The sequence below is a fragment of the Streptomyces sp. NPDC014995 genome (genome assembly GCF_043080745.1).
Lineage (GTDB): Bacteria > Actinomycetota > Actinomycetes > Streptomycetales > Streptomycetaceae > Streptomyces.
The window spans coordinates 134,404-154,453 of the sequence record NZ_JBIBVX010000004.1 but is presented as its reverse complement, the minus strand read 5'-3'; the positions used below and the strand labels follow the sequence as shown (position 1 = coordinate 154,453).

Here is a 20,050-nt window from a genome sequence, read left to right as displayed (position 1 = left end):
TGCCCGATCGGCCCCCGTGCCCGATCGGCCCCCGTGCCCGCTGGCCGGTGCTGCTGGCCGCCGCCACGGCCGAGCCGACGCCCGCGACCTGCCCGCCGCCCGGCAGGGCAGCGCGGACGTCCCGAGCCCCGATCGGCCAACCTGCCCGATCACCCCCGCAGCCGATCAGGCAGGGTGCCCGATGAGCATCGTCGGCGCCCCCGCCATCCGCGTCAGGAAGACGGTCGCCGAGTTCGGCCCCTGGGGCTTGACCTTCTTCCGCAGCTCCTCCGGCTCCACCGCGGACCCCCGCTTCTTCACGGTCAGGATGCCCACGCCCCGCTCCCGCAGCAGCGCCTTCAGCTTCTTGACGTTGAAGTGGAGCTGGTCGGTGATCTCGTAGGCGGTGGCGTACGGCGTGGGCCGGTGCTCGTCGGCGGTGACGTAGGCGATGGTCGCGTCGATCAGCCCGCCCTCCACCTCCCGCGCGACCTCGGCGACCAGATGGGCCCGGATGACGGCGCCGTCGGGCTCGTAGAGAAAGCGGCCGAGGGGACGGACGCCGGGGTCGGGCAGGCCGGTGCCGAGCAGCGTGCGCGGCCCGGGCAGCAGGGTCGCGCGCACCGCCCCCGGCGCCGTCCCGAACCACAGCACCGCCTCCTTCACGTCCCCGCCGTCCGAGATCCACTCGGCCTCCGCCTCGGCGGGAACGGCGTCGTGCGGAATGCCGGGGGCGATCTTCAGGGCGGCGTGGGGCGCTTTCAGGGCCGCCCCGACCGCCCACGACAGGGGCGGCGAGTAGGCCTCCGGATCGAAGATCCTCCCCCGCCCGCCACGCCTCGCCGGATCCACGAACACGGCGTCCCAGCCGTCCGTGTCGACGTCCGTGACGTCGGCCTCCCGCACCTCGATCAGCCCGTCGAGCCCCAGCGCCTCCGCGTTCGCCCGCGCCGCCGCCACCGTCAGCGGGTCGCGGTCCACGGCGAGGACCCGGATCCCGGCGCGGGCGAGGGCGATGGCGTCGCCGCCGATCCCGCAGCACAGGTCGGCGACGGAGGCCACGCCCAGCCCCTTGAGCCGCTCGGCGCGATGGGTGGCGACCGAGGCGCGCGTCGACTGCTCGACCCCGTGGGGCGTGAAGAACATCCGTTCGGCGTCCGGCCCGAACTTCGCCGCCGCCCGCTGCCGCAGCCGGGCCTGCCCGAGGGCGGCCGAGACGAGCTCGGCGGGGTGCTCGCGGCGCAGCCGGGTGGCGACGGCCAGTTCGTCGGCGGGGGCGGTGCCGCGCACGGCGTCGAGGAGGGCGCGGCCCTCGGGGGTGAGGAGGGGGGCGAGGTCGTTCACCGGCTCATTGTCGGCCAGTCGGTGGATGGTGCGCCTCCGGCCGCGGTGTCGGGCGGGGTTCCAGGGCGGGGACTGCGAGGATCCGGCGCCATGGGATCAGTCGTACAAAACGATAAAAAGGTCGTACGGCGGGTGAGGCTCAGGGGTGGCATCGCCGTCCTCGCGCTGACCGCCATCGCCTCGGGCTGTGCGCAGGGCGGCGGCCCGGGCCCCGCCGGCAGTCGTCCCGCCCCCGGTCAGCAGCCCGGCCAGGCCCCGCCGGAGGGCGCCCTGAACTCGTACGCGGACAAGCTGCGCGCCGACTACGCGGACCGGGTCGCGGCGGCGAAACGCTGGGGCCTGAGGAAGGTCCCGCTGAGGGCCCCCGAACCCCCCGTAAGGAAGCCGCACATCACCACCCGCGACGGCTTCGAGGTCGACGACCACGAGGACCTCGACCTCCCCCCGGTCTTCACCACCGTCCCCACCAAGCACAAGGTCGTCTTCCTCACCATCGACGACGGCGCCGAGAAGGACCCGGCGTTCCTGCGCATGATGACCGAGCTGAAGATCCCGTACACCGCCTTCCTCAGCGACTACCTCATCAAGGAGGACTACGGCTACTTCAAGAAGATGCAGCGCGGGGGAGTGGGCCTGAACAACCACACCCTCCACCACCCCTACCTGCCGGGCCTGTCCTACAAGCGCCAGAAGCGCGAGATCTGCGGCATGCAGGACGTGATCGAGAAGCGCTACGGCAAGCGGCCCACCCTCTTCCGTCCGCCGTTCGGCAACTACAACCGCGACACCCTGCGCGCCGCGAAGGCCTGCGGCGTGAAGTACGCCCCACTCTGGAACGAGGAGGTCTTCGCCGACCACTGGGACTACCGCGAGTGGGACCGGGACCTCCACCCCGGCGACATCGTCCTGAGCCACTTCCGCGGCCCCGACCACTGGAAGGGCACGATGCCCGACATGATCCGCCGGTTCCTGAACAAGGTCACGGAGAAGGGATACGCGGTGGCACGCCTGGAGGACTACCTGTGAGAACCCGGGGGCTGGCGGCCGCACTGCTGATCCTGGCGACGCTGACCGGCTGCGCCCGGTCCGTCGAGCCGACCGACCACCTGGGCGGGAGGACGCCGGACCGGGTACGGCCGCACCACGGCCCCGCGCCGCACCAGCCGCCGTACCGCCGCTGGGGCCTGACGACCCCGCTGGCCCCCGCCCCCACCCCCGCGTCGAAACCACCGCCCCCCGGCCGCCACCCCCACCTCCCCCCGGTCGTCGACCACATCCCCACCCGCGACAGGGTCGTCTTCCTCACCTACGACGACGGTGCCGAACGTGACCCCCGCTTCGTCGACATGGTCCGCGAACTCCGCCTCCCGGTGAGCATGTTCCTGACGGACAGCGTGGTCGGTCCGGCCTACGCCCACTTCTCCCGCCTCCAGTCCGTCGGTGCGAACCTCCAGAACCACACCCTCGACCACCCGGCCCTGCGCGGCCTGCCCTACGCCGGCCAGCGCGCCGAGATCTGCGGCCAGCAGGACAAGCTCAAGTCCCGCTTCGGCCTGCGCCCCCGCCTCTTCCGCCCGCCCTACGGCACTTACGACGCCACCACCCTGCGGGCCGCCGCCGACTGCGGCATCACGGCGATCGTCCTCTGGCGCGCCTCCATGGGCCCCACCGACCTCACGTACACCCATGGCTCCCCCCGCCTCCGCCCCGGCGACATCGTCGCCGTCGACCCCGACGAGACGACGGGCCCGAGCCTCCGGGAACGGACGACGAGACTGCTGCGGCGGGTCCAGGAACAGGGGCTGACCGTGGGAAGGCTGGAGGACTACCTCTGACCCGAGGGGCACCCCACGGCCACGGAAAACCCCGCGACGCGCCGCGGGCATTGGCACTCCGCTTGACCGAGTGCTAACCCCGGTCATAGTCTCAGCTCTGGCACTCCCCACTGGAGAGTGCCAACAACGCGACGGGCAGGTCCGGCACCCGCGACGACGGATCGACCTGGTCGCCACCTCAGACAGTTAACCCCGTGAGATCTCCGAAGGGGGAGGTCGGATCGTGACGACCGCCAGCTCCAAGGTTGCCATCAAGCCGCTCGAGGACCGCATCGTGGTCCAGCCGCTCGACGCCGAGCAGACCACGGCCTCTGGCCTGGTCATCCCGGACACCGCGAAGGAGAAGCCCCAGGAGGGCGCCGTCCTCGCCGTGGGCCCGGGCCGCTTCGAGAACGGCGAGCGCCTGCCGCTCGACGTCAAGGTCGGCGACGTCGTGCTGTACAGCAAGTACGGCGGCACCGAGGTGAAGTACAACGGCGAGGAGTACCTCGTCCTCTCGGCTCGCGACGTTCTCGCGATCATCGAGAAGTAACTCACCCGGACATACCGGAAGCACAATTTCGTTGCTCGAAGCTGCGCCCCTGGCCCCCGCGACCACTTAAGAAACCGGGCGCCCGGGGCGCAGTGTCTTTTTCACCCACATTCGAGAGGGCTCCCGCTGTCATGGCGAAGATCCTGAAGTTCGACGAGGACGCCCGTCGCGCCCTCGAGCGCGGCGTCAACAAGCTGGCCGACACGGTCAAGGTGACGATCGGCCCCAAGGGCCGCAACGTCGTCATCGACAAGAAGTTCGGTGCCCCCACCATCACCAACGACGGTGTCACGATCGCCCGCGAGGTCGAGATCGACGACCCGTACGAGAACCTCGGCGCGCAGCTGGTGAAGGAGGTGGCGACCAAGACCAACGACATCGCGGGTGACGGCACCACCACCGCCACGGTCCTGGCCCAGGCGCTCGTCCGCGAGGGCCTGAAGAACGTCGCCGCCGGTGCCTCCCCGGCCGCTCTGAAGAAGGGCATCGACGCCGCGGTCAAGGCCGTCTCCGACGAGCTGCTCGCCACGGCCCGCCCGATCGACGAGAAGTCCGACATCGCCGCCGTCGCCGCGCTGTCCGCCCAGGACCAGCAGGTCGGCGAGCTCATCGCCGAGGCGATGGACAAGGTCGGCAAGGACGGTGTCATCACCGTCGAGGAGTCCAACACCTTCGGCCTGGAGCTGGACTTCACCGAGGGCATGGCCTTCGACAAGGGCTACCTGTCGCCGTACTTCGTGACGGACCAGGAGCGCATGGAGGCCGTCCTGGAGGACCCGTACATCCTCATCCACCAGGGCAAGATCTCCTCCATCGCGGACATGCTGCCGCTGCTGGAGAAGATCATCCAGACGAACTCCTCCAAGCCGCTGCTGATCATCGCCGAGGACGTCGAGGGCGAGGCCCTGTCCACCCTCGTCGTCAACAAGATCCGCGGCACGTTCAACGCCGTCGCCGTCAAGGCGCCCGGCTTCGGTGACCGCCGCAAGGCGATGCTCCAGGACATGGCCGTCCTCACCGGCGCCACGGTCATCTCCGAGGAGGTCGGCCTCAAGCTCGACCAGGTCGGCCTCGACGTGCTCGGCTCCGCCCGCCGCGTCACCGTCACCAAGGACGACACCACGCTCGTCGACGGCGCCGGCAAGTCCGAGGACGTCCAGGGCCGCGTCGCGCAGATCAAGGCCGAGATCGAGAACACCGACTCCGACTGGGACCGCGAGAAGCTCCAGGAGCGCCTCGCGAAGCTGGCCGGCGGCGTGTGCGTGATCAAGGTCGGCGCCGCCACCGAGGTGGAGCTGAAGGAGAAGAAGCACCGTCTGGAGGACGCCATCTCCGCGACCCGCGCCGCGGTCGAGGAGGGCATCGTCTCCGGTGGTGGCTCCGCGCTCGTCCACGCCGTCAAGGTCCTCGAGGGCAACCTTGGCAAGACCGGCGACGAGGCCACCGGTGTCTCCGTCGTCCGCCGCGCCGCCGTCGAGCCGCTGCGCTGGATCGCCGAGAACGCCGGCCTCGAGGGCTACGTCATCACCTCCAAGGTCGCCGAGCTCGACAAGGGCCAGGGCTTCAACGCCGCCACCGGCGAGTACGGCGACCTGGTCAAGGCCGGCGTCATCGACCCGGTGAAGGTCACCCGTTCCGCCCTGGAGAACGCCGCCTCCATCGCCTCCCTCCTCCTCACGACCGAGACCCTGGTCGTCGAGAAGAAGGAAGAGGAGGAGCCGGCCGCCGCGGGCCACGGCCACGGCCACTCCCACTGACGTACGTCGGCACTGAGGCCCGGCGCCCCGAGAGGGGGCGCCGGGCCTTCGCGTTGGCCGCCTTGTCCGCGCTCGACCCGCTGCGGCCCGGTGCCGGTCAGCTCCAGTGGACGTTGGTCATCGGGTATCCACCCGTGTCGAAGGTTTCCTGGCACACGGATATGCCGAACGCTATTTCCAGCCCCTTCAGGAACCGCTGCTGCCAGTCGGTTATCGAGCCTTCGTTCTCGAAGACCGGGCGCCCGTCGGCATAACGGACCTCGGGGCGGCACCGTGCTTCGTGCATGGCCCAGTTGAGAAAGGACATCTCCGGCGCGTAGTCGAAGTAGTGTCCGCCGCTCAGCTTCGTCTCAACGTCGAAGTGGCCGTGGATCTCGCCGCTCCACACCTGCCGGCCGTCCTCGAAATACACCATGCAGTACATGCCCTTTGCGGCGATGTTGTAGAGCAGGACGACTCGGCCGGTTCCCCGCGGCAGCGCGAAGCCTTCGCGGAAGTGGATCAGATGGTCGAAGTTCCCCGCGAGGAAGGACCAATCGCCCTCCTTGCCGTAGACGGTCACGCAGGGCTCGTCGGGGACCCGGGTATGGGGGTGGGTCCGGTCGTAGACGGCCTTGGCCTCGGCACTCACCGGCTCGGGGATCTCCCAGGGGACGGCGCCGAAGACCACCGCCAGGTCCTGCGGCGCGATGCCCTGCGCGAACACCAGACCCGCCTGTCCTCCGAGGACGGGATCGGCGGCGCCGTTCGGCCACCGCTCGCCGAGCCATGCGATTCCCTCGTTCTCTGCCATGACCGGGGACCGTAACAGCCGGGTCCGACAAGAGCGTTGCTCCCGGCGAGGCGGCGACCGTGCCCGAGCGGCTCCGCCCGGGGCCGGCGCCTTCGCGGCAGCCGGCTCTGCTGCCCTCCTCCGAGGCACCGCGGAAAGGCCCCGTCCCCGCGTGGGCAGGAGACGGGGCCCTTGATGGAACCTCGCGGGCTACTGACCGAGTACCCCCAGTTGCTCCATCAGTCCCGCCCGGTCGTACTGCCACCACGCCTCGCAGATCTGCCCGTCCCGGAACCGGTGCCAGGTCATGCCGGTCATGGTGACGTCCTGCCCGGTGGCGGGGATTCCCAGGAAGTCGCCCTTGTGCCGGCCCTGCCACGTCCAGCGCGTGCACACCCGGTCCTCCTGGGCGATCTGGTCGTCGACCCGGAAGGAGAAGTCGAAGGCCCGCCGCCAGCCCGCGACCTCGTCGCGCGCCGCCCGCAGCCCCGTGTCCTGCGGGTTGGCGGGGTCGTGGTCGACGTAGTCGTCGGTGATCCGCTCGAACAGGCGGTCGAGGTCGGCCCGCCCGGCGTCCTCGAAGAACTCCCGCGCCGTCACCCGGTTGAGCTGCTCGTCCCGCACCACGTCCAGATCGGTGAAGGTCGGCATCTCGTCACACAGGGCCACCATCTCCCGGAAGATCCGGTCGGTCTCCGGAAGGTTCGAGTTCCGCATCGCCTCCTCGTACGACGGGAACTCCACGATCTCGATCAGGTGCGAGTCGTCCGACCGGTCCTTGCCGACCAGCGCGTGCGTCGCGGTCCGCTTCCCCTTGGTCTGTTCGACCCATGAGTCCAGCAGCCGGTTCATCTCGTCGAACCGGCTCGTCTTGCAGTCGATGAGCTGTACGAATGTCATGGCGCCGCCTCCGGCCCCCCTGGGTCCGGTGTGTGTCACGCCCATTTTCCCACCGGAGCGCCGACGTCACCCGCCCGCTACTGGGGCCCGTACTTCCGCCCCGTCCTGGAGCTGATCCCGCCGAGCAGCCCCCTCGGCACCACCTTCGCCACACCCATCAGCGCCTTGTACCGCGGATCCGGGATCGACACCGACCTCCCGCGCGCCAGGTCGTGCAGCGCCTCCGCCACCAGCTTGTCCGCGTCCAGCCACATCCACTTCGGGATGTTGTCCGTCCCCATCCCGGCCCGCTCGTGGAACTCCGTCCGCACGAACCCCGGGCACAGCGCCATCAACCGCACCCCGCTGCCCGCCAGATCCTTCGCGGCGCCCTGCGTGAACTGCACGACCCACGCCTTGGACGCCCCGTACGTCCCGCGCGGCAGGAAGGCGGCCACCGAGGCGACGTTGACGACACCCCCGCGCTCCCGCTCCCGCATGGCCGCGGTCGCCGCCGACGTCAGCCGCAGCACCGCCTCGCAGTGCACCTTGAGCATCTTCAGCTCGTCGGCCATCGGTACGTCGAGGTAGCGGCCCTTGTTGCCGAAGCCCGCGTTGTTCACGAGCAGGTCGACGGGGTTCCTGCGGTCGCCCAGCCGGGTGGCCACCGCCTCGATGCCCTCGTCCTCGGACAGATCGGCCGTCAGCACCTCCGCCTCGATGCCGTGCCGGTCGTGCAACTCGGTCGCCTGCTCGCGCAGACGCTTGGTGTCCCGGGCGACCAGGACGAGATCATGCCCGTCCGCCGCCAGCCGCCGCGCGAACGCGGCACCGATGCCCGCGGTCGAACCCGTAATCAGAGCCGTTGTCATGGCAGAAGGGTAGTGACCCGGACTGACGGCGTCCGTTCTCTGCACGGCGCCTCCAGAAGGTGAAGACCCCGTGTGCGCGCCTGCCCCGTGACGGCGGTTCAGCCGCCGTGCTCCGCCACGTACTTCCGGGCCTGCGCCAGCGCCTCCGGGTGCAGGGCCTCACCCGCCGCCAGCAGCCTCGGCAGCAGCTCCCGGTGCGTGGTGCCGGCCTGGAACTCCATCCGGGCCGTCACGTCGTGCTCCGGCACGTGGACGATCTCCACCGGATCCCCCGCGCGGATCTCGCCCGGGACGATCACCCGCAGGTACGCCCCCGTCGAGGCCTTCTGTGTGAACCGCCTGACCCAGCCCTTCTCACCCACATGGCCCTGGAAGGTGAGACAGGGGATCCGCCCGGCGGTCACCTCCAGCACCACCTCGGAGCCGATCCGCCAGCGTTCCCCGATCCGCGCGTCGGAGACCTCCAGACCGGTGGTGGTGAGGTTCTCGCCGAACGCGCCGTTGGGCAGCGTGCGCCCCAGCTCGCGCTCCCAGTCGTCGAGGTCTTCACGAGCGAAGGCGTACACCGCCTGGTCGTTCCCGCCGTGGTGGCGCAGGTCGCACACCGCGTCCCCGGCGAGGCCGCTCCCCGCCGTGCCCCTCGGCCCGGGCGCCGAGACCCGCACCGGGCCGTCGACCGGCCGCTTGTCGATACCGGTGACACCCTCGGGGTGGTTCGTGTACGGCGCGCTCTTGCGGCGGCCCACGTTCACGGACAGAAGCCTCATGCCCCGCACGCTAAGGGGATCGGGATGAAAGCGTCCACGCATTATTCGCGGCCGTATCCAAGACTCACTTATGCTTGAGGGGTGATCGAGGCCCGTCATCTCCGCGTGCTGCGCGCCGTGGCCACCACCGGCTCCTTCTCGGCGGCGGGCCGCGAGCTGGGCTGCACCCAGCCGGCGGTCAGCCAGCAGATGAAGGCCCTGGAGGCGTCCGTCGGTACGCCCCTGCTGGTGCGCAGCGGCCGCGAGATGCGTCTGACCCAGGCGGGCGACGCGCTCGTGCGGCACGCGGCCGGGATCCTCGCGGGGCTCACCGCCGCCGAGGAGGAGGTCGCCGCCATCGCCGGACTGCGCGCCGGCCGGGTCCGCCTCGTCTCCTTCCCCAGCGGCAGCTCCACGCTCGTGCCGACCGCGCTGGCCGCCCTGCGCGCGGCGCACCCCGGTACCCGGGTCTCGCTGGAGGAGGCCGAGCCGCCCGAGTCCGTCGACAAGCTGCGCGCCGGCGACTGCGATGTGGCCCTCGCCTTCCGCTACGAGGGCGCGGGGGGTGCCGAGGAGTGGGCCGACCTGGTCGTACGCCCGCTGCTGACCGACCGACTGGTCGCCCTCGTACCGGAACGCCACCGCCTCGCGCGCGCGCAGTCCCTCGCCATCGGCGAACTCGCCCGGGAGTCGTGGATCGCGGGGTGCCCGCGCTGCCGGGGCCAGTTGGTGGAGGTGTGCGAGGGGGCCGGCTTCACGCCCCGCATCGACTTCGCGACCGACGACTACCCGGCGGTCGCCGGCCTGGTGGGCGCCGGCCTCGGCGTCGCCGTCCTGCCCCAGCTCGCGATCGAGTCCGTACGGCCCCGTGGGGCGCGCGCGGTGACGCTGGAGCCGGCGGTGCGGCGGGAGATCGTCGCGCTCACGCTGCCCGACCTGGCCCAGGTACCGGCGGTGGCGGCGACGCTGGAGCAGCTGGGGCGGGCGGCCGCGCGGTAGGGGCGGCAGGGGAGCGGTTCGCAGGAGCGGCGGGAGGTGCCGCAGGGGAAGCGCTGTGCCGGGGCGGCGCGAGGTGCCGCAGGGAACCGCTGTGCACGGGAGCGGCGGGAGGTGCCGCAGCGTCAGCGGAGGCAGCCGCTGGGGAAGCCGCGGCAGAGCCGTAGAACCAGCGAGGGCACGCGCGTGCGTGCCCCAACATGTGCAAAAACGTTCCTTCAGGCGTTCGGGGTGTTGTCTCCACTGGTCGACGCCGACACCAGGCGGTGACGCGCCCGGCCCATGAGCTCCTCGCGCTCGTCCTCGGTCAGCCCGCCCCACACGCCGTACGGCTCTCTCACCGCCAGGGCGTGCGCCGCGCACTGCGCGCGGACCGGGCATCTCATGCAGACCTCCTTGGCCGAGTTCTCGCGAGCGCTCCGCGCCGCCCCGCGCTCACCCTCCGGATGGAAGAAGAGTGAACTGTCCACCCCGCGGCAGGCGGCCAGGAGCTGCCAGTCCCACAGGTCCGCGTTCGGTCCGGGAAGGCGGGAGAAATCTGCCATTGCGTGACCCCTTGTAGCCGTGTTGAGCGGATACGGTGTCCACGACCGTACAACTACGATCTAAGGAGATGAAAATATGACTCATTGCGAATCTAGCCTCAGACACCAGTAAATGGGAAGAAATAGGGCTAAACGGGGCATGGGTTGTGATGAAAGGTTGAGGGTCCGTGTGGCTGCCTCCGCCGTGTCCGCGCCCTCACGTAGAGTGCCGAAGAGTGCACGCAGCCCCGTAACTCTTTCGAGTGACCGTCGTTGAGAGTGCGGAGGCGGTTGAAAACACAAACGCTCGGGCAGGCGTCCGAGACGGTCGACCGCACAGGTGACGATTCGTACCAGCCTGGAGGCACAAGGTGACGCGCATCAGCTGCGGAGGACGGCCATGACTTCCGTCCTCGTCTGCGACGACTCCCCGCTTGCCCGAGAGGCGCTCCGCCGCGCGGTCGCGACCGTGCCCGGCGTCGAGCGCGTGACGACAGCGGCCAACGGCGAGGAAGTCCTCCGCCGCTGGGGCGCCGACCGCTCGGACCTGATTCTGATGGACGTGCGCATGCCCGGACTGGGGGGCGTCGAGACCGTCCGGCGGCTGCTGTCCGCCGACCCCGGCGCGCGCATCATCATGCTGACCGTCGCCGAGGACCTCGACGGCGTCGCACTCGCGGTCGCCGCCGGCGCCCGCGGCTACCTGCACAAGGACGCCTCGCGCGCCGAACTGCGCGCGACCGTCACCCAGGCCCTCGCCGACCCGACCTGGCGGCTCGCCCCGCGCAGGCTGCGTTCCGCCGAGATGGGCGCCGCGCCCACGCTCACCGCGCGCGAGATCCAGGTCCTGGAGGGCATGAGCCACGGCCGCTCCAACGCCGAGATCGGCCGCGAGCTGTTCCTCTCCGAGGACACCGTGAAGACCCACGCCCGCCGGCTGTTCAAGAAGCTGGGTGCCTCGGACCGCGCGCACGCCGTGGCGCTCGGTTTCCGCTGGGGGCTGGTCCGCTAGCGCGGACCCTTTCGGAGCAAGCCGACGTCGGCGAGGAGGGCGGGCCCGTCAGGGGCGAACCTCCCTGTTCGCACGGGGTCCGGAGCTTGCCGGAAACCCCCGTCCACCGGCCGGTGGACGGGGGTGGCACAGGGCCTCGCCGGGTGCCCGCTGCTCGTTTCGCCGCGGATGCCGCATCCTTGAGGTGTGGAGTTCCTCGGGGACGAGTCGGTCGAGCGGAAGGGGAGGGCGCAGGGGATGAGTTCCGGCGCACCTGCTCATAACGCTTCGGTGCACAACGACGAGCACGGTGGCGCGGCCGGTACGGCCGCAGTGCACCATGGACCGATGCGCGAAGACGAGGCGGTCCGTGCCCAGGGGGCGATCGGCGGACTCGTGCATCGCGCCGTCGACGGGGACGAGCAGGCCACCCATGACCTGCTGGCCCACGTCCACCCCCTGGCGCTGCGCTACTGCCGCACCCGGCTGTCGCGCCTTCCCGGCGACGCACGCCACTTCGTGGAGGACCTCGCCCAGGAGGTCTGCGTCGCCGTCCTGCTGGCCCTCCCGCGCTACAAGGACACCGGCCGTCCCTTCGAGGCCTTCGTCTTCGCCATCGCCGCCCACAAGGTCGCCGACCTCCAGCGCGCGGCGATGCGCCACCCCGGCTCGACGGCGGTTCCGTCCGACGAGATGCCCGAGCGGCCGGACGACTCGCTGGGCCCGGAGGAGCGCGCCCTGCTGAGCAGCGACGCCGAGTGGGCGAAGAAACTGCTGGCCAACCTGCCGGAGAACCAGCGCGAGCTGCTCCTGCTGCGTATCGCGGTGGGCCTCACCGCCGAGGAGACCGGGCAGATGTTGGGAATGTCACCCGGGGCCGTCCGCGTGGCCCAGCACCGCGCCCTGAGCAGACTGCGGGCGCTCGCCGAGCAGTAACCCCCTGGCCTGGGGCGCCCTTTTTGAACAGGCGGCCCGACTGTTCCGTACGAACATACGAAGCCGCGGGTCACCGGGGACCGTGGAATCGTGGAATGAGGGAGGCGCGCTTCCCGTTAGCATGGACATCCGCACCGATCAAGGCCATTTGGGGAAGGTGTCATGACTGCCAACGTCGACGGAGTGCCCGACAAATTCGCGACCCTCGGGCTGACCTACGACGACGTGCTGCTGCTGCCGGGCCCGTCGGACATGGCTCCTGACGAGATCGACACCGCCTCGTACGTCTCCAAGAACGTGCGGGTCAACATCCCGCTGCTGTCCGCCGCCATGGACAAGGTCACCGAGTCGCGCATGGCGATCGCGATGGCCCGCCAGGGCGGCGTCGGCGTACTGCACCGCAATCTCTCCATCGAGGACCAGGCCAACCAGGTCGATCTGGTCAAGCGCTCCGAGTCCGGCATGGTGACCGACCCGATCACCATCCACCCGGACGCCACGCTCGCCGAGGCCGACGCGATCTGCGCCAAGTTCCGCATCAGCGGCGTCCCGGTGACCGACGGCAGCAAGAAGCTGCTGGGCATCGTCACCAACCGCGACATGGCCTTCGAGACCGACCGCACGCGTCGGGTGCGCGAGGTCATGACCCCGATGCCGCTGGTCACCGGCAAGGTCGGCATCTCCGGCACCGACGCCATGGAGCTGCTGCGCAAGCACAAGATCGAGAAGCTTCCGCTGGTCGACGACGAGGGTGTCCTCAAGGGTCTGATCACGGTCAAGGACTTCGTCAAGGCGGAGAAGTACCCGCGCGCCGCGAAGGACGCCGAGGGCCGCCTCCTGGTCGGTGCCGCGGTCGGTGTGGCCGGTGACGCCTTCGAGCGCGCCCAGGCCCTGATCGAGGCGGGCGTCGACTTCATCGTCGTCGACACCGCGCACGGCCACTCCCGCCTGGTGGGCGACATGATCGCCAAGATCAAGTCGAACCACACGCGCGTGGACGTCATCGGCGGCAACGTCGCGACCCGTGACGGCGCCCAGGCGCTCGTCGACGCGGGCGCCGACGCCATCAAGGTCGGTGTCGGCCCGGGCTCCATCTGCACGACCCGCGTGGTCGCCGGCATCGGCGTCCCGCAGGTCACCGCCATCTACGAGGCTTCGCTCGCCGCCAAGGAGGCCGGTGTCCCGGTCATCGGCGACGGCGGCCTGCAGTACTCCGGCGACATCGCCAAGGCCCTCGTCGCGGGCGCCGACACGGTGATGCTGGGCTCGCTGCTCGCGGGCTGCGAGGAGTCGCCGGGCGAGCTGATGTTCATCAACGGCAAGCAGTTCAAGTCGTACCGCGGCATGGGCTCCCTGGGTGCCATGCAGACCCGCGGCGAGCGCAAGTCGTTCTCCAAGGACCGCTACTTCCAGGAGGGCGTCGCCTCCGACGAGCAGCTGATCCCCGAGGGCATCGAGGGCCAGGTGCCCTACCGCGGCCCGCTGTCCTCCGTGGTCCACCAGCTGGTCGGCGGTCTGCGCCAGTCGATGTTCTACGTCGGTGGCCGCACCGTGCCGGATCTCCAGGCCAACGGCAAGTTCGTCCGGATCACCTCGGCGGGCCTGAAGGAGAGCCACCCGCACGACATCCAGATGACGGTCGAGGCACCGAACTACAGCACCAAGAGGTAGCTCCGAGCAGCTTCGGGAAGCAGCGCCGGCAAGGAGCGCGGACGTGAGGCACGCGCGCGTGGAGCGTGCCCAGGGTGTGTGAGGGCGGCCCCGGATCATCCGGGGCCGCCCCTGTCGTACCCGTCGGCGATACTGGAAGACGCTGAAACGCATCAGGGAAAGGCCACAGACGTGACTGAGATCGAGATCGGGCGCGGCAAGCGCGGCCGCCGGGCGTATGCCTTCGACGACATCGCCGTCGTCCCCAGCCGCCGTACGCGGGACCCGAAGGAGGTCTCGATCGCCTGGCAGATCGACGCCTACCGTTTCGAGCTGCCGTTCCTGGCCGCTCCCATGGACTCGGTGGTCTCCCCGGCCACCGCGATCCGCATCGGTGAGCTGGGCGGCCTGGGCGTGCTGAACCTCGAGGGACTGTGGACGCGGTACGAGGACCCGCAGCCGCTGCTCGACGAGGTTGCCGAGCTGGACGTGGAGACCGCGACCCGCCGTCTCCAGGAGATCTACGCCGCTCCCATCAAGGAGGAGCTGATCGGGCAGCGCATCAAGGAGGTGCGCGACTCGGGCGTGGTCACGGCGGCCGCGCTCTCCCCGCAGCGCACCGCCCAGTTCTCCAAGGCCGTCGTGGACGCGGGCGTGGACATCTTCGTCATCCGCGGCACGACCGTGTCGGCGGAGCACGTGTCGGGCTCGCACGAGCCGCTGAACCTGAAGCAGTTCATCTACGAGCTCGACGTCCCGGTGATCGTCGGCGGCTGCGCCACCTACACGGCGGCCCTGCACCTGATGCGCACCGGCGCGGCCGGCGTCCTGGTCGGCTTCGGCGGCGGCGCCGCCCACACCACGCGCAGCGTGCTCGGCATCCAGGTCCCGATGGCCACGGCCGTCGCCGACGTCGCGGCGGCCCGCCGTGACTACATGGACGAGTCCGGCGGCCGGTACGTGCACGTGATCGCGGACGGCGGTGTCGGCTGGTCCGGCGACCTGCCCAAGGCGATCGCCTGCGGCGCCGACGCGGTGATGATGGGCTCCCCGCTCGCCCGCGCGACCGACGCGCCCGGCCGCGGCCACCACTGGGGCATGGAGGCCGTCAACGAGGAGCTGCCGCGCGGCAAGAAGGTGGACCTCGGCACGGTCGGCACCATCGAGGAGGTCCTCACCGGCCCGTCCCACACCCCGGACGGCTCGATGAACTTCTTCGGCGCCCTGCGCCGCGCCATGGCCACCACCGGTTACAGCGAGCTGAAGGAGTTCCAGCGTGTCGAGGTGACGGTGGCGGACTCGGTGCACCGGCGGTAGTCCCAGAAGACCCCGGAGGGGCCGGTCGTCTCACTTGGGTGAGGTGACCGGCCCTTTTGTGTGTGCGGGTGGCCGTGGACGTCGTTCCGGGCCCCAGTTCCTCGGGGCCCCCGGCCCGCGGCTCGTGGCCGCCTCGTGGAAGGGGGGCCCAGGGGACGCCACCGGAAGTCTCACAAGCGGTGCGCCGCCCCCGTGGGTGTGGCGCCTCGCGTGTCCAGCAGCACCTGAGCCTTCACCGACAGGCCCTGGAGGTCGTACGTGCGGTGCTGCTGGAGGAGGATCGTCAGGTCGGCGTCGGCGGCGGCCTCGTAGAGGGAGTCGGCGCGGGGAACCGGGCGGTCCAGGACGCTCCAGGACGGGACGTGCGGGTCGTGGTAGCTGACGGCCGCGCCGAGTTCCATCAGGCGGATCGCGATCTCGTGCGCGGGGGTGCCCTGCTGGTCGGCGAGGTCGGGCTTGTAGGTGACGCCGAGGAGCAGCACGCGGGCGCCTCGGGCGGACTTGCCGTGCTCGTTGAGGAGGGCGGCGGCGCGCTGGACGACGTAGCGGGGCATGCGGTTGTTGACCTGCTGGGCCAGTTCCACCATGCGCAGGGGGCTGCCGGGGTGGCCGGTGCGGTCGACGGGGACGGAGTGGCCGCCGACGCCGGGGCCGGGGCGGAAGGCCTGGAAGCCGAAGGGCTTGGTCTCGGCGCAGCGGATGACGTCCCAGAGGTCGACGCCCAAGTCGTGGCAGAGGACGGCCATTTCATTGACCAGGGCCATGTTGACGTGCCGGAAGTTGGTCTCCAGGAGCTGCACGGTCTCCGCTTCCCTGAGGCCACGCGCGCGTACCACCTTGTCGGTGAGGCGGCCGTAGAAGGCGGCGGCGGACTCGGTGCAGGCCGGGGTGAGGCCGCCGATGACCTTCGGGGTGTTGACGGGGGTGAAGTCGCGGCGGCCGGGGTCGACGCGGCTGGGGGAGTACGCGAGGTGGAAGTCGCGGCCCGCGCGCAGGCCGGACGTCTCCTCCAGGAGGGGGCGCAGGAATTCCTCGGTCGTCCCGGGGTACACGGGCGACTCCAGGATCACGGTGGTGTGCGGGCGCAGATGTCCGGCCAGGGTGCGGGCGGCCGCCTCCACCTGACGCAGGTCGAGTCCGCCGTCCGCGTCGCGCGGGGTGGGCGCGCAGATGACGGCGGTGCGCACCCGGCCCAGCTCGGCGGGGTTGGTGGCGGGCCGGAAGCCCCCCGAGAGCATCCGGCGCAGCTCGGCGGGGCTGAGGGAGCCCGCCTCGGGACCCGTGCGGTAGCCGAGCGTCGGGATGCCGGCGGCCACGGCGGTCTGGGCCAGGGGCAGGCCGAGCGGGCCGAGTCCGATGACGGCGAGATCTGCGGGCATGGCGTGGGCCGTCCTTCCCAATAACCGAAGTGGGACAGGCGCGCAAGCCCAGTGGACAGGACGGGCGAGCGCAATGTCAGACTAGGAGTAAATATGACCGTTATGTGGGATTGATCGGCTGTGTTGATCGTCCGTGTTGGTCGGCTGTGCTGATCGCTCGTGTTGGTCGGCCGTGTTCTCCGGCGGGCCCGCTCCGGTTCCGTGGGAGTTGTCCACAGGCTGGGGGCGCGTGGTGGCCGGAGTCGGGCAACACGGTCAGAATTTGGGCATGGGGGATAGGGACCGGGCCTCGCCCTGAGCGGTGCGGCCGACGCGACCGACAGCGGGAGGCAGCGGTGAGGACAGCGACACTGGGGCCGGAGCAGCGAGCCGAGTCACTGGCGGCCATGGCAGAGCGCGAACTGGACGTGCTGGTCGTGGGAGGCGGCGTGGTCGGCGCGGGCACCGCCCTCGATGCCGTCACGCGCGGTCTGTCCACGGGCATCGTCGAGGCACGCGACTGGGCGTCGGGCACGTCGAGCCGGTCCAGCAAGCTGATACACGGTGGCCTGCGTTATCTGGAGATGCTCGACTTCGCCCTCGTCCGCGAGGCGCTGAAGGAGCGCGGACTGCTGCTGGAGCGGCTGGCCCCGCACCTGGTCAAACCGGTTCCTTTCCTCTATCCGCTCCAGCACAAGGGCTGGGAGCGGATATACGCGGGCTCGGGCGTCGCGCTCTACGACGCGATGTCCATGGCCCGCGGGCACGGCAGGGGCCTGCCGATGCACCGTCACCTGAGCCGCGGTCACGCGCTGCGGGTGGCACCCGCCTTGAAGAAGGACGCGCTGGTCGGCGCGTTGCAGTACTACGACGCCCAGATGGACGACGCCCGCTTCGTGGCCACGCTGGTGCGCACGGCGGTGGCGTACGGGGCGAAGGCCGCCAACCGCGCGCGGGTGACGGGTTTCCTGCGCGAGGGCGAACGGGTCGTGGGTGCCCGGGTGCAGGACGTCGAGGGGGGCGGGGAGTACGAGGTCCGCGCCCGGCAGGTCGTCAACGCCACGGGCGTGTGGACCGACGACACCCAGGCCATGGTGGGCGAGCGGGGACAGTTCCACGTCCGCGCCTCCAAGGGCATCCACCTCGTCGTGCCGAAGGACCGGATCCACTCCACGACCGGGCTGATCCTGCGCACCGAGAAGTCGGTGCTGTTCGTCATCCCCTGGGGCCGGCACTGGATCGTCGGCACCACCGACACCGACTGGGACCTCGACAAGGCCCACCCGGCCGCCTCCAGCGCGGACATCGACTACCTGCTGGAGCACGTGAACTCCGTCCTCGCCGTGCCGCTCACCCGCGACGACGTCGAGGGCGTGTACGCCGGTCTGCGGCCGCTGCTCGCGGGTGAGTCGGACGCCACCAGCAAGCTGTCCCGCGAGCACACCGTCGCCCACCCGGTGCCCGGGCTCGTCGTCGTGGCGGGCGGCAAGTACACGACGTACCGCGTGATGGCCAAGGACGCCGTCGACGAGGCCGTGCACGGGCTGGACCTGCGGGTCGCCGAGTGCGTCACGGAGGACGTGCCGCTGTTGGGCGCCGAGGGCTACCGGGCGCTGTGGAACGCGCGAGCGCGCACCGCCGCGCGGACGGGCCTGCACGTGGTGCGGGTCGAGCATCTGCTGAACCGGTACGGCTCGATGGCGGAGGAAATCCTCGAGCTCATCACCCGGGACCCGTCGCTGGGCGAGCCGCTCCCCGCGGCCGACGACTACCTGCGCGCCGAGATCGTCTACGCCGCCTCGCACGAGGGGGCGCGGCACCTGGACGACGTGCTGACCCGGCGCACCCGCATCTCCATCGAGACCTTCGACCGGGGGACGCGCAGCGCCCGGGACGCGGCCGAGCTGATGGCGCCGGTCCTCGGCTGGGACAAGGACCAGATCGAGCGCGAGGTCCAGCACTACGAGAAGCGGGTGGAGGCCGAACGGGAGTCGCAGCGGCAGCCCGACGACCTGACGGCGGACGCGGCGCGGCTGGGGGCGCCGGACATCGTGCCGCTGTGAGGTCAGGGGGGACCGGGGCGGCGTTTGTCGCCGGCCGGCCGGTGCTTCTCCAGTAGCCGGCCGGTGCTTCTCCTGTGGCCGGGCGCTTCGCCTGCGGCCGGGCGCTTCGCCTGCGGCCGGGCGACGTTTGTCGTGGCGCCGGGCGGTGTTCTGTGGCCGGACGGCGCGCTACTCGTGGGCCGGGTGGTGCTTCGTATGCGGGGGCCCGTGTTCGGGCGGTGTGTCGTGTTCGGTCGGCGTCGTGTTCGGTTGGCGGCGGGCGACAGGGAGGCGGTTTCACTCGAACGGGTGTCGTGAGGTGGGATCTTCGTTCGGAACCGGCTCGTTCTAGGAGGTGCGAGGGCAGAACTCGGCGGCGAGCAGGGCCGGTTCGAGGCCGGGGTCAGCCAGCGCCGTCGTGTTCACGCGGAAGGTGAGGACACGCCGGCCGTCGACGGAAGCCGCGGTGCGCACGTAGCTGCCGGAGATCCGGCCGTTGTGTCCCCACACGGTCACACCGCAGGGAAGCGTCGCAGGGAACAGGCCCATGCCGTACGAGCCGTGTGCGGTGCGGGTGTCGAGCATCTCGCGCAGCCAGTGCGAGGTGAGCAGGTCACCGCCCAGGAGGGCCGCGTAGAAGCGGTCCAGGTCGGTGAGCGTGGTCACCAGCTCGCCCGCGGCTCCGGCCACCCGCGGGTCGAGTTCGGTGACGTCGGTCCCGTCCGTGTCGTAGGCGAGGCCGTGGGGTGAGGGCAGCGAGGTACGGGAGCCGGGGAAGGAGGTGCCGGTCAGAGCCAGCGGAGCGATGATGCGCCGCTCGGCCTCCGTGGCGTAGGAGCGGCCGGTGACGTGTTCGACGACCAGGCCGAGCAGGACGTAGTTGGTGTTGGAGTAGACGAAGCGGCCTCGGTCGGCCGGAGGGTGGGTGAGTGCGATACGGACGGCTTGCACAGCGGTGACGGGGGCGGTTCTCCCGGTGTCCCGGGTGTAGTCGTACAGGCCGCTGGTGTGGGTGAGCAGGGAACGCAGGGTCAGCGCGCGCCCGTCGTTTCCGGCTCCGCGCACCAGGCCGGGCAGGTACCGCTCCACCGGATCGGACAGCGACAGCCGGTGCTCGGCGGCCAGTTGGAGTACGACGGTGGCGAGGAAGGTCTTGGTGATGCTGCCGGCCCGGAAGTGGTCGGAGCGGGCGATGCCCGGGCCCGCCTCGGCGTAGCGGGTGCCGGTCTCCTCATGGGCCAGCAGGGCCGCGGCGGGGGCCTTGCCCCGGGTGAGCAACAGGGGAAGGAGGGTGTCCGTGGCCGGAGTCGGGGTCGCCCGGGAGCCGGCCGTGGCCAGGACGACGAGAAGCAGGGCCGCGGGAACGGCCAGCAGACTCCGCATCGGCGGCATCTACCCTCCTCCCCGTGCTGTGGCCCTGACGCGCGTGCCCATCATGCAGGGTGAGGGGACGAGGGCCGCACCGGGCCCTCGGCGGCCGGACCCTGACGAGCCGTGGACACGCCGTGGACGCGCCGGGG

The 20,050-nt window shown here is 71.0% G+C and carries 18 protein-coding genes; 10 read left to right on the top strand and 8 right to left on the bottom strand.

What is annotated here, in order from left to right:
- Positions 1-165 precede the first annotated feature (165 nt).
- Positions 166-1,323, bottom strand: a complete 1,158-nt coding sequence (locus ACF1A1_RS10260; protein ID WP_391998753.1) for a methyltransferase domain-containing protein — start codon at positions 1,321-1,323, stop codon at positions 166-168.
- Between the two features lie 90 nt (positions 1,324-1,413).
- On the opposite strand from ACF1A1_RS10260, the gene ACF1A1_RS10255 reads away from it, so the two are divergent.
- The 4 genes from ACF1A1_RS10255 to groL all read left to right on the top strand — a co-directional run bounded on the left by ACF1A1_RS10255 (position 1,414) and on the right by groL (position 5,447).
- Positions 1,414-2,349 (top strand): polysaccharide deacetylase family protein, encoded by a 936-nt coding sequence (locus tag ACF1A1_RS10255; RefSeq protein ID WP_391998752.1) that lies wholly within the window; start codon positions 1,414-1,416, stop codon positions 2,347-2,349.
- On the top strand, positions 2,346-3,158 hold the full coding sequence (locus ACF1A1_RS10250; RefSeq protein ID WP_391998751.1) for a polysaccharide deacetylase family protein: 813 nt from the start codon (positions 2,346-2,348) through the stop codon (positions 3,156-3,158). The genes ACF1A1_RS10255 and ACF1A1_RS10250 overlap by 4 nt, the downstream gene beginning before the upstream one ends.
- Positions 3,159-3,381: 223 nt before the next feature.
- Positions 3,382-3,690 carry a co-chaperone GroES gene (gene groES / locus ACF1A1_RS10245; RefSeq protein WP_039652762.1) on the top strand — a complete coding sequence of 103 codons (309 nt, stop codon included), beginning with the start codon at positions 3,382-3,384 and terminating at the stop codon, positions 3,688-3,690.
- A 131-nt stretch (positions 3,691-3,821) separates the two neighbouring features.
- Positions 3,822-5,447, top strand: a complete 1,626-nt coding sequence (gene groL, locus ACF1A1_RS10240; RefSeq protein ID WP_391647452.1) for a chaperonin GroEL — start codon at positions 3,822-3,824, stop codon at positions 5,445-5,447.
- A 97-nt stretch (positions 5,448-5,544) separates the two neighbouring features.
- Here the strand turns inward: groL and ACF1A1_RS10235 are convergent, their stop codons facing one another.
- The 4 genes from ACF1A1_RS10235 to ACF1A1_RS10220 all read right to left on the bottom strand — a co-directional run bounded on the left by ACF1A1_RS10235 (position 5,545) and on the right by ACF1A1_RS10220 (position 8,737).
- Complete coding sequence (locus ACF1A1_RS10235; protein ID WP_391647450.1) at positions 5,545-6,240, bottom strand: hypothetical protein; 696 nt, start codon at positions 6,238-6,240, stop codon at positions 5,545-5,547.
- 189 nt (positions 6,241-6,429) lie between these two features.
- Positions 6,430-7,119, bottom strand: coding sequence for an ester cyclase (locus ACF1A1_RS10230; protein ID WP_391647448.1), 690 nt, complete (start codon positions 7,117-7,119; stop codon positions 6,430-6,432).
- Positions 7,120-7,196: 77 nt separating this feature from the next.
- Entirely contained in the window at positions 7,197-7,970 is a 774-nt protein-coding gene (locus ACF1A1_RS10225) for an SDR family NAD(P)-dependent oxidoreductase (RefSeq protein WP_391647446.1), read from the bottom strand.
- 98 nt (positions 7,971-8,068) lie between these two features.
- Positions 8,069-8,737, bottom strand: a complete 669-nt coding sequence (locus tag ACF1A1_RS10220; RefSeq protein WP_391647444.1) for an MOSC domain-containing protein — start codon at positions 8,735-8,737, stop codon at positions 8,069-8,071.
- Between the two features lie 81 nt (positions 8,738-8,818).
- Between ACF1A1_RS10220 and ACF1A1_RS10215 the strand changes: the two genes are divergently transcribed.
- Positions 8,819-9,715 (top strand): LysR family transcriptional regulator, encoded by an 897-nt coding sequence (locus ACF1A1_RS10215; protein ID WP_391647441.1) that lies wholly within the window; start codon positions 8,819-8,821, stop codon positions 9,713-9,715.
- 215 nt (positions 9,716-9,930) lie between these two features.
- Here ACF1A1_RS10215 and ACF1A1_RS10210 read toward each other — a convergent pair whose 3' ends face one another.
- Positions 9,931-10,257, bottom strand: coding sequence for a WhiB family transcriptional regulator (locus tag ACF1A1_RS10210; RefSeq protein WP_391647439.1), 327 nt, complete (start codon positions 10,255-10,257; stop codon positions 9,931-9,933).
- 379 nt (positions 10,258-10,636) lie between these two features.
- Here ACF1A1_RS10210 and ACF1A1_RS10205 point away from each other — a divergent pair, with 379 nt between their 5' ends.
- The 4 genes from ACF1A1_RS10205 to ACF1A1_RS10190 all read left to right on the top strand — a co-directional run bounded on the left by ACF1A1_RS10205 (position 10,637) and on the right by ACF1A1_RS10190 (position 15,130).
- Positions 10,637-11,248, top strand: a complete 612-nt coding sequence (locus ACF1A1_RS10205) for a response regulator transcription factor (protein WP_003948568.1) — start codon at positions 10,637-10,639, stop codon at positions 11,246-11,248.
- Positions 11,249-11,575: 327 nt separating this feature from the next.
- Complete coding sequence (locus tag ACF1A1_RS10200) at positions 11,576-12,163, top strand: sigma-70 family RNA polymerase sigma factor (protein WP_189933450.1); 588 nt, start codon at positions 11,576-11,578, stop codon at positions 12,161-12,163.
- Positions 12,164-12,325: 162 nt separating this feature from the next.
- Positions 12,326-13,834, top strand: coding sequence for an IMP dehydrogenase (guaB, locus tag ACF1A1_RS10195; RefSeq protein ID WP_391647436.1), 1,509 nt, complete (start codon positions 12,326-12,328; stop codon positions 13,832-13,834).
- A 171-nt stretch (positions 13,835-14,005) separates the two neighbouring features.
- A complete protein-coding gene (locus ACF1A1_RS10190) occupies positions 14,006-15,130 on the top strand; it encodes a GuaB3 family IMP dehydrogenase-related protein (protein ID WP_391647435.1) in 1,125 nt (374 codons plus the stop codon).
- A gap of 170 nt (positions 15,131-15,300) precedes the next feature.
- Here ACF1A1_RS10190 and ACF1A1_RS10185 read toward each other — a convergent pair whose 3' ends face one another.
- Positions 15,301-16,509, bottom strand: a complete 1,209-nt coding sequence (locus tag ACF1A1_RS10185; protein ID WP_391647433.1) for a nucleotide sugar dehydrogenase — start codon at positions 16,507-16,509, stop codon at positions 15,301-15,303.
- Positions 16,510-16,844: 335 nt separating this feature from the next.
- Here ACF1A1_RS10185 and ACF1A1_RS10180 point away from each other — a divergent pair, with 335 nt between their 5' ends.
- Positions 16,845-18,551, top strand: coding sequence for a glycerol-3-phosphate dehydrogenase/oxidase (locus ACF1A1_RS10180; RefSeq protein ID WP_391647431.1), 1,707 nt, complete (start codon positions 16,845-16,847; stop codon positions 18,549-18,551).
- Between the two features lie 327 nt (positions 18,552-18,878).
- Here the strand turns inward: ACF1A1_RS10180 and ACF1A1_RS10175 are convergent, their stop codons facing one another.
- Complete coding sequence (locus ACF1A1_RS10175; RefSeq protein ID WP_391647429.1) at positions 18,879-19,922, bottom strand: serine hydrolase domain-containing protein; 1,044 nt, start codon at positions 19,920-19,922, stop codon at positions 18,879-18,881.
- Between the last annotated feature and the right edge of the window lie 128 nt (positions 19,923-20,050).

What these genes read in the sequence shown, in the direction of transcription:
- groL (WP_391647452.1), top strand. Translation starts at nt 3,822, where the DNA reads ATGGCGAAGATCCTGAAGTTCGACGAGGACGCCCGTCGCGCCCTCGAG.
- ACF1A1_RS10220 (WP_391647444.1), bottom strand. Translation starts at nt 8,737, where the DNA reads ATGAGGCTTCTGTCCGTGAACGTGGGCCGCCGCAAGAGCGCGCCGTAC.
- ACF1A1_RS10235 (WP_391647450.1), bottom strand. Translation starts at nt 6,240, where the DNA reads ATGGCAGAGAACGAGGGAATCGCATGGCTCGGCGAGCGGTGGCCGAAC.
- ACF1A1_RS10225 (WP_391647446.1), bottom strand. Translation starts at nt 7,970, where the DNA reads ATGACAACGGCTCTGATTACGGGTTCGACCGCGGGCATCGGTGCCGCG.
- guaB (WP_391647436.1), top strand. Translation starts at nt 12,326, where the DNA reads ATGACTGCCAACGTCGACGGAGTGCCCGACAAATTCGCGACCCTCGGG.
- ACF1A1_RS10230 (WP_391647448.1), bottom strand. Translation starts at nt 7,119, where the DNA reads ATGACATTCGTACAGCTCATCGACTGCAAGACGAGCCGGTTCGACGAG.
- ACF1A1_RS10210 (WP_391647439.1), bottom strand. Translation starts at nt 10,257, where the DNA reads ATGGCAGATTTCTCCCGCCTTCCCGGACCGAACGCGGACCTGTGGGAC.
- ACF1A1_RS10205 (WP_003948568.1), top strand. Translation starts at nt 10,637, where the DNA reads ATGACTTCCGTCCTCGTCTGCGACGACTCCCCGCTTGCCCGAGAGGCG.
- ACF1A1_RS10200 (WP_189933450.1), top strand. Translation starts at nt 11,576, where the DNA reads ATGCGCGAAGACGAGGCGGTCCGTGCCCAGGGGGCGATCGGCGGACTC.
- ACF1A1_RS10255 (WP_391998752.1), top strand. Translation starts at nt 1,414, where the DNA reads ATGGGATCAGTCGTACAAAACGATAAAAAGGTCGTACGGCGGGTGAGG.
- ACF1A1_RS10175 (WP_391647429.1), bottom strand. Translation starts at nt 19,922, where the DNA reads ATGCCGCCGATGCGGAGTCTGCTGGCCGTTCCCGCGGCCCTGCTTCTC.
- ACF1A1_RS10185 (WP_391647433.1), bottom strand. Translation starts at nt 16,509, where the DNA reads ATGCCCGCAGATCTCGCCGTCATCGGACTCGGCCCGCTCGGCCTGCCC.